The organism is Tenacibaculum sp. Cn5-46 (genome assembly GCF_022347705.1).
Lineage (GTDB): Bacteria > Bacteroidota > Bacteroidia > Flavobacteriales > Flavobacteriaceae > Polaribacter > Polaribacter aiptasiae.
On the sequence record NZ_JAKRGD010000009.1, the window covers coordinates 86,838 to 99,110 of the forward strand.

The 12,273-nt window shown below is 30.7% G+C and carries 10 protein-coding genes; 9 read left to right on the top strand and 1 reads right to left on the bottom strand.

Annotated features, from left to right (window positions below; all coding sequences use genetic code 11):
- Window positions 1-124: 124 nt before the first annotated feature.
- The 4 genes from MHN29_RS17230 to MHN29_RS17245 all read left to right on the top strand — a co-directional run bounded on the left by MHN29_RS17230 (window position 125) and on the right by MHN29_RS17245 (window position 6,012).
- Window positions 125-919: a carboxypeptidase-like regulatory domain-containing protein gene (locus tag MHN29_RS17230; RefSeq protein WP_235275918.1), complete on the top strand. Its 795-nt coding sequence runs from the start codon at window positions 125-127 to the stop codon at window positions 917-919.
- A gap of 30 nt (window positions 920-949) precedes the next feature.
- Complete coding sequence (locus MHN29_RS17235) at window positions 950-1,441, top strand: DUF6702 family protein (RefSeq protein ID WP_235275919.1); 492 nt, start codon at window positions 950-952, stop codon at window positions 1,439-1,441.
- A 64-nt stretch (window positions 1,442-1,505) separates the two neighbouring features.
- Complete coding sequence (locus tag MHN29_RS17240; RefSeq protein ID WP_235275920.1) at window positions 1,506-3,617, top strand: M1 family metallopeptidase; 2,112 nt, start codon at window positions 1,506-1,508, stop codon at window positions 3,615-3,617.
- A 166-nt stretch (window positions 3,618-3,783) separates the two neighbouring features.
- The gene (locus MHN29_RS17245) at window positions 3,784-6,012 is read left to right on the top strand and encodes a M1 family metallopeptidase (protein ID WP_235275921.1); all 2,229 of its coding nucleotides are present in this window, start codon (window positions 3,784-3,786) and stop codon (window positions 6,010-6,012) included.
- Window positions 6,013-6,089: 77 nt separating this feature from the next.
- On the opposite strand, the gene MHN29_RS17250 is transcribed toward MHN29_RS17245, so the two are convergent.
- Window positions 6,090-6,530, bottom strand: a complete 441-nt coding sequence (locus MHN29_RS17250) for a hypothetical protein (protein ID WP_235275922.1) — start codon at window positions 6,528-6,530, stop codon at window positions 6,090-6,092.
- Window positions 6,531-6,728: 198 nt separating this feature from the next.
- Between MHN29_RS17250 and MHN29_RS17255 the strand changes: the two genes are divergently transcribed.
- The 5 genes from MHN29_RS17255 to MHN29_RS17275 all read left to right on the top strand — a co-directional run bounded on the left by MHN29_RS17255 (window position 6,729) and on the right by MHN29_RS17275 (window position 12,211).
- Window positions 6,729-7,940, top strand: a complete 1,212-nt coding sequence (locus MHN29_RS17255; protein WP_235275923.1) for a peroxiredoxin — start codon at window positions 6,729-6,731, stop codon at window positions 7,938-7,940.
- Between the two features lie 77 nt (window positions 7,941-8,017).
- Window positions 8,018-8,683 carry a M15 family metallopeptidase gene (locus tag MHN29_RS17260; RefSeq protein ID WP_235275924.1) on the top strand — a complete coding sequence of 222 codons (666 nt, stop codon included), beginning with the start codon at window positions 8,018-8,020 and terminating at the stop codon, window positions 8,681-8,683.
- Window positions 8,684-8,750: 67 nt separating this feature from the next.
- Window positions 8,751-9,428, top strand: coding sequence for a hypothetical protein (locus MHN29_RS17265; protein WP_235275925.1), 678 nt, complete (start codon window positions 8,751-8,753; stop codon window positions 9,426-9,428).
- A 142-nt stretch (window positions 9,429-9,570) separates the two neighbouring features.
- A complete protein-coding gene (pdhA, locus tag MHN29_RS17270) occupies window positions 9,571-10,566 on the top strand; it encodes a pyruvate dehydrogenase (acetyl-transferring) E1 component subunit alpha (protein ID WP_150901470.1) in 996 nt (331 codons plus the stop codon).
- A gap of 7 nt (window positions 10,567-10,573) precedes the next feature.
- The gene (locus tag MHN29_RS17275; RefSeq protein WP_235275926.1) at window positions 10,574-12,211 is read left to right on the top strand and encodes a pyruvate dehydrogenase complex dihydrolipoamide acetyltransferase; all 1,638 of its coding nucleotides are present in this window, start codon (window positions 10,574-10,576) and stop codon (window positions 12,209-12,211) included.
- The last annotated feature ends 62 nt before the right edge of the window (window positions 12,212-12,273 follow it).

A 12,273-nucleotide genomic window follows, 5' to 3' on the forward strand; every position in this document is an offset into this window, starting at 1 on the left:
AGGTAGTACATAATATTCTATGAACAGAAATAATATTCACCTTTAATCTTATTATAAATTTCCGTTTCATAAATTTCCATAAAATTTTCGTATCTTTAGAAGTATACCGATTTTTTAATTTATCATGAAAAAAACACTCCTTCTCTTTATGCTACTTTCTCAATTTCTTTTTGCTCAAGAAGAGCGAAAAACATTGTTTGGAATTATATACAATAAAGATGGAGCTTTAGAAAATGCTCATATTGTTAATTTTACAAGTAATCAGGTTACATTTTCAAATGAAAAAGGAGAATATCGAATTTTTGCTAAACCCAACGATTCTATTCGTTTCTCTTCAATTGGTTATAAAACAATATTTGAAAAACTTACTTCTGATGATTTTAATGTTTATAGAAAAAGAACTACTTTAGAAAAACAAGTTTATGAATTAGATGAAGTTTCTCTTAATAACAATGAACTTTCTGGATCTCTAAATAACGACTTAAAAAAAGTAAAAATTAACTCAAAATTAGAACAGGCTAAAAAAGCTAGCAATTTTTCTGAAATAAAATACACTAGTAATTCAACTGATCATATAAATACTAATGTAAAACCAGTTATAGTTAGAACTGATCCTACAACTACTTTTGAAGGTTTAGGTACTACAACAATAATTCCTTTTAGACAACTAGGAAAAATACGAAAACTTAGAAGTGAATTAGCGTCTAAAGAAAATTTGCCTGCTAATCTTTTAAATCAATTAGGTGAAGAATTTTTCTTTGTTGAATTAAAAATCCCCGTCAACAAATACTATCATTTTCTTGAATACTGTACCCCATTGGGTATTGAAAATTTATACAATAATAATGAAATGTTAAAAGTTATAAATATTCTAAGAAAAGAACATCTAAGTTATCTTAAACTTATCGAAAAACATTAATTTGGCGCAATAATTGATTTTTATCGAAGTATGAAAAAACTATTCATTGTTTTATTAATAGTACCACTATTATCTTTTTCAGTACACAAATATTACATCGCTTTAACAGAAATTGAGTATAAAGAAGAATCTCAATCTGTTCAAATGATTATGAATGTTTTTATGGATGATATTGAAACAGCCATTAATCAAGATTTCAACATAGACCTTCAATTATCTACTAAAAAAGAATTAAAAAACTCTGATGAATATTTTTTAAAGTATTTGAGAGATCATTTTAAAATTCACATAAATGATCAAAATTTTGACTATAACTTCATAGGGAAAGAGTACGACGGAAATATTGTTTACTTCTATTTAGAAATAGAAAATGTTTCTTCAGTAAAATCTATCGAAATTCACAATGACGTACTCATAAAATACTTTCCTGATCAACAAAACTTAATAAAAGCATCTATAAAAAAAGAACGTAAAAGTTTATTTTTAACTAAAAAAAACGATAAAGGTTTGTTAAAATTTTAACACTTACTTAGCTAATCATCTGCTATTTATTAAATTCAACCACAATTAAACAAACTAAAAACTCATGAAGAAAATAACTTCGTTTGTGCTTGCTTTTTTATTTGTCACAACTACTATAGTTGCACAAACAAAACAAGGACATACAAATCAAAATAAGTTTAGACAGTTAAAAGATGTTTTAGCAACCCCTAATAATCAACACACTGCTTCTGGTGCTCCAGGAAAAGAATATACTCAGCAAAAAGTTGATTATAATATGGACATCATTTTAAACGATGATAAACAACGAATAACTGGTAATGAAACAATTACATACCACAACAATTCTGTAGATGAGTTATCATATTTATGGGTTCAATTAGATCAAAATATGCGTGCTGCTGATTCTAAAACTCCAGATATAAGTTCTGGTAAAATCAGAAAAACATTAAGCAAAAAAGGATTTGATAGAGCTTTCCCTGATAAACCTTTTGATGGTGGATTTAAAATCACTAGTGTAACAAATACTGACGGTAGCAATTTATCGCATACTATTAATCAAACAATGATGCGTATTAATTTACCAAAACCCTTAGCTTCTGGTGAAATATTTAAATTTAATATCTCTTGGTGGTACAATATAAATAATCACAGAACTCAAGGTGGAAGATCTGGTTATGAGCACTTCCCAAAAGATGGAAATAATAATTATGTTATTGCACAGTTTTATCCAAGAATGTGTGTTTATGATAATGTAGAAGGTTGGCAAAATGATCAATTTTGGGGACGTAGTGAATTTGCTCTAGAATTTGGAGATTTTAATGTAAACATTACTGTACCGGCTGATCATATGCTTGGTGCAACAGGAGTTTTACAAAACAGAAAAGAAGTTTTTTCTAAGACTGAATTAAAACGTTTTGACAAGGCAAGAAAAACCTTTGACAAACCTATTATTGTAAGAACTCAAAAAGAAGCTGAAAAAATTGAACAAGGTCGTTCTAAAAAAACAAAAACATGGAAATTTAAAGCTACCAACGTTAGAGATTATGCTTTTGCAACATCAAGAAAGTTTATTTTTGATGCTATGGCTGTTAATATAAATGGTAAAACTGTAATGGCAGAATCTTTATATTCTAAAGAAGCTAATCCTCTTTATGGAGAGCATTCTACAAGAGCAGTTGCGCAAACATTAAAAACATACTCTAAATATACATTTGATTATCCATATCACAAAGCTATTTCAGTTGATGGACAAATGGGTATGGAATATCCTCAAATTTGTTTCAACCCAGGAAGACCGAACCCCGATGGAACTTATTCTGACAGAACAAAATACAGAATGATTAAGGTTACCATCCATGAAGTTGGACATAATTTCTTTCCTATGATTGTAAATTCTGATGAACGTCAATGGACTTGGATGGACGAAGGTTTAAATTCTTTTATGGAAATTTTAGCTGAACTAGATTATGACAAAAATTTCCCTATTACTAGAGGCTACCCTAAAAATATAGTAAAATATATGTCTGGAGATCAATCTAAAATTGCTCCTATCATGTCCAAAGGTGATCATGTATATGAATTTGGAAACAATGCTTATGGTAAACCCGCTACAGCATTATGGATTTTAAGAGAAACGATTATGGGACATGAGCTATTTGACCATGCTTTTAAAACTTACGCAAAAAGATGGAAATTCAAACACCCTACTCCTGCTGACTTCTTTAGATCAATGGAAGACGCTTCTGCAATGGACTTAGATTGGTTTTGGAGAGGATGGTTTTATACTACTGATGTAAATGATATTGGAATAAAAGGAGTTAAAAAGTTTTACACTTCTAAAAATAAAGACAATTCTGTTAATTTTAATGAAGATACTACTGAAGGATTAAGTTTTTCTAATAAGCACAATAAATATTATTACGAAATCACCTATAATAAACCAGGAGGATTAGTAATGCCAATTATTGTTGAGTTTAACTATAAAGATGGAACAAAAGAAAAGAAAACATACCCAGCAGAGATTTGGAGATTTAACGATAAAGAAGTTAGTAAAGTCTTTTCATCAGATAAGGAATTAAAAAGCATAACTATAGATCCTAATTTAGAAACCGCAGACGTAGATACTTCTAATAATAGTTGGCCTAAAAAATCGGTTAATAAATTTGAAAAGTTTAAAAACAAAATAAAAGGTTAAAAGCTAAAATATTTGAAAAGCGACATTATTAATAATGCCGCTTTTTTATTTCATTTTTTCTTTTAACAAAATTTGATTGTTAAAGTTTTTACAAAATTTCCTTACTAGCAATCAAAATTCAGTAACTTTCCGCACATATTTTTATAAAAATCAATCAAAACAAACAATGAGAAAATATTCTACGTTACTATTTTCGGCACTTTTTGTTTCTGCTTCTTTATTTGCGCAAGAAACAAAAAAGAAAGAGCCTCAAAAGGGGCATACAGATCAAAATAAGTTTCGTCAATTAAAAGACGTCTTAGCCACTCCTAATGATCAGCGTACCGCTTCTGGAGCTCCAGGTCATCAATATACACAACAAAAAGTGGACTATGTCATGGACTTACGTTTAGACGAAGCTGCTAACACATTATATGGAGACGAAACAATTACATACCACAACAACTCTAAAGATCATTTAGAATATTTATGGGTACAATTAGATCAAAATATGCGTGCTCCAGATTCAAAATCTCCATTAGCAAAATCAGAAGGAGCTAGTAGCTTTCAAACTCCAGAAGGTTTTGTTTCTAAGAACATGGATAAACCAAAAGATTTTGGATATAAAATAGACGCTGTAAAATACCTTAACGGAAGAGATTTATCTCATACTATCAACCGTACAATGATGCGTATTAACTTACCAAAAGCATTAGCTCCTGGTGAGGTTTTTAAATTCAGAATAAAATGGCATTACTTAATTAACAACTCTGTTGAAGATGGTGGTCGTTCTGGTTTCGAATCATTTCCTGACGGTAACAAAAACTATACTATTGCTCAGTTTTTCCCTCGTTTAGCTGTGTACGATAACGTAGAAGGATGGCAAAACATGCAGTTCTGGGGACGAAGCGAATGGGCTTTAGAGTTTGGTGACTATGATGTTAAGTTAACTGTACCTGCAGATCATATCGTTGACGCTACTGGAGAATTACAAAATGAAAAAGAAGTTCTAACAAAAGAACAACGTAATCGTTGGGCTAAGGCTAAAAAATCATATAAAAACCCTGTTTTTATTGTAACACAAGAAGAAGCTGAAGCTAACGAAAAAGAAGGAACTACAAAAACTAAAACTTGGCACTTTAAAGCTAAAAACGTTCGTGATTATGCTTTTGCATCATCAAGAAAATATATCTGGGATGCTATGGCAGTTAATATTAACGGTAAAAACGTTATGGCTGTTTCATTATATCCAAAAGAAGGAAACCCATTATGGGAAGAGCATTCAACTAGAGTTGTTGCTAACACTTTAGAAGAATATTCTAAAATGACTTTTGATTACCCATATTCTAAAGCTGTTTCTGTACATGCTAAGAATCAAGGAATGGAATATCCTATGATTTGTTTTAACTATGGTCGTCCTAACCCTGATGGAACTTATTCTGATAGAGTTAAGAACGGAATGATTGGTGTAATTACACATGAGGTGGGACACAACTTCTTCCCTATGATTGTAAACTCTGATGAGCGTCAGTGGACTTGGATGGATGAAGGATTAAACTCTTTTGTTGAAATTTTAGCTGAATTAGACTACGATCCTAAATTTAACACAGGAAACCTACCTAAAGATATTGTAAGATACATGAGTTTAGATCAAAAGAACTTAACTCCAATCATGGCTCAAGGTGACTACGTTAAAAACTTCGGACCTAATGCTTATACTAAACCAGCTGCTGGTTTATACATGCTACGTCAAACAATCATGGGACCTGAGTTATTTGACTATGCATTTAGAACTTATGCTAAAAGATGGATGTTTAAACACCCAACTCCGGCAGATTTCTTCAGAACAATGGAAGACGCTTCTGGTATGGATTTAGACTGGTTCTGGAGAGGATGGTTTTATACTACTGACTATACCGACATAGGTATTAAAGAAGTTAAACCATTATATTTAACAGACAAACCAAACGAAAGAACTAAAAAATTACAAGAACAATATCCAAATTATTTTGCTCGTTTAGGTAAGTTAGTTTTCTTAACTACTAAAAAAGAAGATGCTAATTCATCTGATGTAGAAGCATATATTAACGGATTACCTGCTGATAAGAAAGCAAACTTAAAAGCTTTACCTAAATACATGTATCAGGTAGAATTTGAAAAGCCAGGAGGATTAGTAATGCCTATTATTGTAGAATTAACTTATGCTGACGGGACTAAGAAACGTGAAACTTTCCCTGCTCAAATATGGATGAAAAACGATAATAAAGTATACAGAGTATTTTCTTCTGAAAAAGAAATTAAAAGTATCGTTGTTGATCCAGACTTAGAGACTGCTGATACTGATACTTCAAACAATAGCTGGCCAAAGAAAACAGCTAATAAATTTGATAAATTTAAAAATAAAGTAAAAGGATAATATATATTATCTATCGTTTATATATTAAAAACGCAGCTCATGAGCTGCGTTTTTTGTTTGGTAAAAAGTTTAATAAATTATTTTTGAAATAATTTATTAACCTCATTTAATGTTAAAAATTTAGAAACAGTCATTACATCTGGATCTCTACTAACATATTGTTGAATCTGCATTCTCATTTCTCCATCATCTCCTCTTTCATACTTAAAGAAAATTACATCTCCATTAGCTTTTATTTGGAATTTATTCCTAGGCATCTCTTCAAAACCTCTCAACATAATTTGATGTAATTTTTCTACATCATTGTTCGTATTATTAAATGAAAAGAATACATATTCATTTATTGGATTATTAATGTTTTTATAAAATAAATTATAAGATTCATTATCTCCTACCTTTTCTAAGTATACAAATTCTACTTGTCCAACAATATCAACTTTTGTTGATTCAACAAATTCAATTTGGGAATACGATACTACAGAAAAAAATAAGGTTGCTAAAAAAAATAGTTTTTTCATAAAGTTTAAGGGTTTAAAGTTCGATCTAAATATATTTGATTATAATTAAATAAAAGAACGTTTTAATAAATAAAAAATTATACTTCTCTTTTTCAAAGGTTATTTTACAACAAAATGAAGCCTCAATATTTCATCTTATCTTCCTCATTTTTACAGAATAAAAACAGTACTTTAGAGCTATCAATCTTTTTAAATTTTATGAAATATTTTTTTTCTATTATAAGCCTTATAACTTTCCTTTCTTGTAACAAACCAACTTCTAACATATTAGAAACAGGAAATTATAGAGCTATTTTAAAAGTTCAAGACCAACAAGAACTTCCTTTTATTTTTAAAGTAAAAGAAAATAATTCAATAGAAATATACAATGCTGATGAAGTTATAGAAGTAGATGAAATTACTTACAAAAACGATTCTGTTTATATTCAAACTCCTGTTTTTGAAGGTTATATTACAGCAAAAATCTATCCTAATAAAAAACTAAACGGATACTTTATAAAACCTAGTTTAAACAGAATTGTCCCTTTCTCTACTGAGACTAGTTATAAAAGATTTGATTCAAAAAACAAACCTAATTACAATATAACAGGAAAATGGGAAACCATTTTTAGTCCGAACAATAAAAACGATAAATACATTGCCAAAGGAATTTTCAAGCAGGAGAAAAATAAAGTAAAAGGTACTTTTAGAACTACAACTGGTGATTATCGTTATCTAGAAGGTGTTGTAGATGGTGACTCTTTAAAACTTTCAACATTTGATGGAGCACATGCTTTTTTATTCACTGCTAAAGTTAACGACTCAAGTATGGTTGGTAATTTTTACTCAGGAAATCACTGGAAAGAACCTTTTATTGCCAAACTAAATAACGATTATGAATTACCTGATGAAAATTCTTTAACAAGTTTAAAAGATGGTTATAAAAACTTCAACTTTTCTTTCCCTAATGAAAATGGAGAATTGATTTCATACTCGGACAAGCAATTTCAAAACAAAGTTGTAATTGTGCAAATCATGGGTACATGGTGCCCTAACTGTTTAGATGAAAGTAAATATTACACTGAATATTTAAAAAAGAATAAAAACACAAATCTAAAATTTGTAGCACTAGCTTTTGAAACTGATAAAACTCAAGAAAAAGCTTTTGAAAAAATTAAACGTCTAAAAAAACGATTGAATATTACTTATCCAATATTATTAGCACAATATGGGAGTTCAGACAAAAAAGAAGCTGCAAAAAAATTACCTATGTTAAATCATATCCTTTCCTACCCAACCACAATATTTATAGATAAAAAGGGAATTGTTCGAAAAATACATACAGGTTTTAATGGTCCTGCTACTGGAAAAAAATATATCGAATTTAAACATGAGTTTAAAAACTTTGTAAATACTTTATTAAACGAATAACAGCGTACATATCTTAAATTACTTTTTTAATAACCTTTCAATAATACAGTCAAAGTTTAAATCATTACTTTTACCCTATGAAATGGATTTTTTATTTAGCATTATGTTTATCTCTTGCTATTCAAGCACAAGATTTACCTAAAGGATTTACATACCTAAAAAACATAGCTCCTTCTATAAAAAAAGAGCTTAGATATTGTTCTAGTAATAATTTTATAGGAAAACCAATAGATGGTTATGAAAAAGATGTAATTATTACCACAATGAAAACAGCCAAAGCTTTGAAAAAAGTTCAAGATGAATTACAAAAAAAAGGATTGAGTCTTAAAATTTTCGATGCTTATCGTCCTCAAACAGCTGTAAATCACTTTGTGAAATGGGCAAGAGTAATTAATGACACTTTAATGAAACAACAATATTATCCTAGCATAAATAAAAGGCATTTATTCAAATTAGGATATATCGCTTCTAAATCTGGACATTCAAGAGGTAGTACTGTAGATTTAACCATAGTAAACTCAAAAACAGATGAAGAATTAGACATGGGAAGTCCATATGATTTCTTTGGAATTTCTTCGCATATCACATATCCAAAATTAACAAAGAAGCAAAAAGAAAATAGACAATTATTACAAAGGTTAATGAAAAAAAACGGTTTTAGACCTTATACTAACGAATGGTGGCATTTTACATTACGTGGAGAGCCTTTTCCTAAAACTTATTTTAAATTCCCAGTAAAGTAGTAATTTTTAACGCTTTATTTAGACAAACAAAAAATATCGGCATTATATTTGCTTAGATTTACGTTATATGAAAAAAGCTATACATTTTTTATTCATTCTTGGTCTAATTACAATAAGCACTAATAGTTTTGCTCAATTAGATAACTCTTCAGGAGGTGAGAAAAAAGGAGTTTCTTCCTTTGGATTTAAAGCTGCACCAGCTAAAGAAGTCAAAAAACCTAAATCTTTAGACTTTAAAAACGATAACGGTTTTAAAACCGCACACACTAAACAACAAAAAGAGTTACAAAAAAAGCAAGCTGAAAGAGACCTTGAAAATAAAGGTATCTTAACAAAAGCTAAAATTGCTGAAGAAAGATACTTAAAAGCTTTTCAAAAAATAAATGGTATGTATCAATACCCTGTTATTGATCAAGATTTAGGAAGTTTTAGTACAAAATCTCAAAGTGTTAATATTATATGTAGAGATTTCCAATATCCTGATGGAGATAAAGTAACTATTTTTATCAATGGTATTCCTGTCGTTAGCAATATTATACTAAAACAACGTTACCAATCATTTAACATTCCCCTAGATGAAGGAGTAAATACTATAGAAATCTTAGCTTTAAATCAGGGAACATCTGGTCCTAACACAGCAGGTTTTAAAATTTTTAATGATACAGGAATGTTAATTTCTGCCAATCAGTGGAACTTAGCCACAGGTGCAAAAGCATCAATAATAATTGCAAAAGAAAAAGAATAACTTCAGGCTGTTTTAACGTTACGAAAACCTTACAGCAACTTTTAATAAGAACTTTTTTTAAATTACCAAAAACTACTTACTTTTGTAGTTACGTTTTATAAGAAGTAAAACAAACAAACGTTAAATAAACAACTAATATATAATGAATAAAATCACCAAAGAAACCTATATCAATTGGTATAGAGACATGCTATTTTGGAGAAAGTTTGAAGATAAACTAGCAGCTGTTTACATTCAACAAAAAGTAAGAGGTTTTTTACACTTATATAACGGTCAAGAGGCTGTTTTAGCAGGTTCATTACATGCAATGGACTTAACTAAAGATAAAATGATTACTGCATACCGTAATCACGTACAGCCAATAGGTATGGGTGAAGACCCAAAACGAGTTATGGCCGAGTTATATGGTAAAGCTACAGGAACATCTCATGGTATGGGAGGTTCAATGCACATTTTTTCAAAAGAATTTCGTTTTTATGGTGGTCACGGTATTGTTGGTGGTCAAATTCCATTAGGAGCTGGAATCGCTTTTGGAGATAAATACAAAGGTAATGATGCTGTAACACTTTGTTATTTTGGTGATGGAGCAGCTCGTCAAGGTTCATTACACGAAACATTCAATATGGCAATGAACTGGAAGTTACCAGTTATATTTATTGTTGAAAACAATGGATATGCAATGGGTACTTCTGTAGAAAGAACTGCAAATCATACTGATATTTGGAAATTAGGTTTAGGTTATGAAATGCCTTGTGGGCCTGTTGACGGAATGAATCCTATTAAAGTTGCTGAAGCTGTAGATGAAGCTATCCAAAGAGCTCGTCGTGGTGAAGGACCAACTTTCTTAGAAATGAAAACATACCGTTATAGAGGACACTCTATGTCTGATGCTCAACACTATCGTACTAAAGACGAAGTTGAAGAGTACAAGAAAATAGACCCTATTACGCAAGTATTAGACATTATAAAAGAAAATAATTATGCTTCAGATGAAGAAATCGAAGCTATAAATAAAGAGGTAAAAGATTTAGTAAAAGAATGTGAGCAATTTGCTGAAGATTCTCCATATCCAGAATTAAACCAATTACACGATATGGTATACGAACAAGAAGATTACCCATTTATAAAATCTAAGTAAAAGACCTATGGCTACAATTATAAATATGCCTCGCTTAAGCGATACGATGGAAGAAGGAGTTGTTGCTTCTTGGTTAAAAAATGTGGGTGACAAAGTTGAGGAAGGTGATATTTTAGCGGAAATCGAAACAGATAAAGCTACTATGGAATTCGAATCTTTCCATGAAGGAACTTTATTACATATTGGAGTACAAGAAGGTGAAACTTCTCCTGTTGATACTTTACTTGCTATTATTGGTGAAGAAGGTGAAGATATTTCTGCTTTATTAAATGGAGGTTCTGCTCCAGTAGAAACAACAGAAGAAGCTCCAAAAGCAACTACTGAAACTAAAACTGAAAGTGCTGCAGTAGCTATTCCTGAAGGAGTACAAGTGATAACAATGCCTCGTTTAAGTGATACTATGACTGAAGGTACTGTTGCTTCTTGGTTAAAAAGTGTAGGTGACTCTATAGAGGAAGGAGACATTTTAGCTGAAATCGAAACAGATAAAGCTACTATGGAATTTGAATCTTTCCACGAAGGAACTTTATTACACATTGGAGTAAACGAAGGAGAAAGTGCACCAGTTGATAGCTTATTAGCTATTATTGGAGCTGCTGGAACTGACGTTTCTTCTCTATTAGAAGCTCATAAATCTGGTACTTTAACAAGTGCAGGTGCTGCTACTCCTAGTAAAGAAGAAGCTCCTAAAGTTGAAGAAAAAGCTTCTGAAGCTCCTAAGACAACTACCGAAGTAGCAAACAATAATACTAGTGGAGGAAGAATCTTTGCTTCTCCTTTAGCTAAAAAGATAGCAAAAGATAAAGGTTACAATTTAGCCGATATTAAAGGTTCTGGAGAAAACGGACGTATCGTTAAGAAAGACGTTGAAAACTTTACTCCTGCAGCCAAAGTTGAAGCTACTGCAACTACTAGCGCTACTTCTACTCCATCTGCAGTAACTAATTTTGCTATTGCTGGTGAAGAGAGCACTTCTGAAGTTAAGAATTCTCAAATGCGTAAAGCAATTGCAAAGGCATTAGGAAATTCTAAATTTACTGCTCCTCACTTCTACTTAAATATTGAAGTAGATATGGATAATGCAATGGCTTCTCGTAAAACAATCAATGCTATACCTGACACTAAAATATCTTTTAATGACATGGTAGTTAAAGCTTGTGCTATGGCATTAAAGAAACATCCACAAGTAAACACTAGCTGGACTGACAATTCTACATTAGTTCACTCTCATATACATGTTGGTGTAGCTGTAGCTGTAGATGAAGGTTTAGTTGTTCCAGTTGTAAAACATACAGACGCTTTAAGTTTAACTCAAATAGGTGCATCAGTACGTGAGCTAGCAGGTAAAGCTCGTAATAAGAAAATTACTCCTGCAGAAATGCAAGGAAGTACTTTTACTGTGTCTAACTTAGGAATGTTTGGTATTGAAAGCTTTACTTCTATTATTAACCAACCTAATTCAGCAATTTTATCTGTTGGAGCTATTGTACAAAAACCAGTGGTAAAGAATGGAGAAATTGTAGTTGGAAACACAATGAAGTTAACATTAGCTTGTGATCACAGAACTGTTGATGGTGCTGTAGGAGCTCAATTCTTACAAACTTTAAAAACTTATATTGAAAATCCTGTTACCATGCTAGCGTAACATTTTTCAAATACTATAATAAAAAAACTCGGAATGTTTATTCCGAGTTTTTTTATTTCTAA

What these genes read in the sequence shown, in the direction of transcription:
- MHN29_RS17230 (WP_235275918.1), top strand. Translation starts at nt 125, where the DNA reads ATGAAAAAAACACTCCTTCTCTTTATGCTACTTTCTCAATTTCTTTTT.
- MHN29_RS17235 (WP_235275919.1), top strand. Translation starts at nt 950, where the DNA reads ATGAAAAAACTATTCATTGTTTTATTAATAGTACCACTATTATCTTTT.
- MHN29_RS17240 (WP_235275920.1), top strand. Translation starts at nt 1,506, where the DNA reads ATGAAGAAAATAACTTCGTTTGTGCTTGCTTTTTTATTTGTCACAACT.
- MHN29_RS17245 (WP_235275921.1), top strand. Translation starts at nt 3,784, where the DNA reads ATGAGAAAATATTCTACGTTACTATTTTCGGCACTTTTTGTTTCTGCT.
- MHN29_RS17250 (WP_235275922.1), bottom strand. Translation starts at nt 6,530, where the DNA reads ATGAAAAAACTATTTTTTTTAGCAACCTTATTTTTTTCTGTAGTATCG.
- MHN29_RS17255 (WP_235275923.1), top strand. Translation starts at nt 6,729, where the DNA reads ATGAAATATTTTTTTTCTATTATAAGCCTTATAACTTTCCTTTCTTGT.
- MHN29_RS17260 (WP_235275924.1), top strand. Translation starts at nt 8,018, where the DNA reads ATGAAATGGATTTTTTATTTAGCATTATGTTTATCTCTTGCTATTCAA.
- MHN29_RS17265 (WP_235275925.1), top strand. Translation starts at nt 8,751, where the DNA reads ATGAAAAAAGCTATACATTTTTTATTCATTCTTGGTCTAATTACAATA.
- pdhA (WP_150901470.1), top strand. Translation starts at nt 9,571, where the DNA reads ATGAATAAAATCACCAAAGAAACCTATATCAATTGGTATAGAGACATG.
- MHN29_RS17275 (WP_235275926.1), top strand. Translation starts at nt 10,574, where the DNA reads ATGGCTACAATTATAAATATGCCTCGCTTAAGCGATACGATGGAAGAA.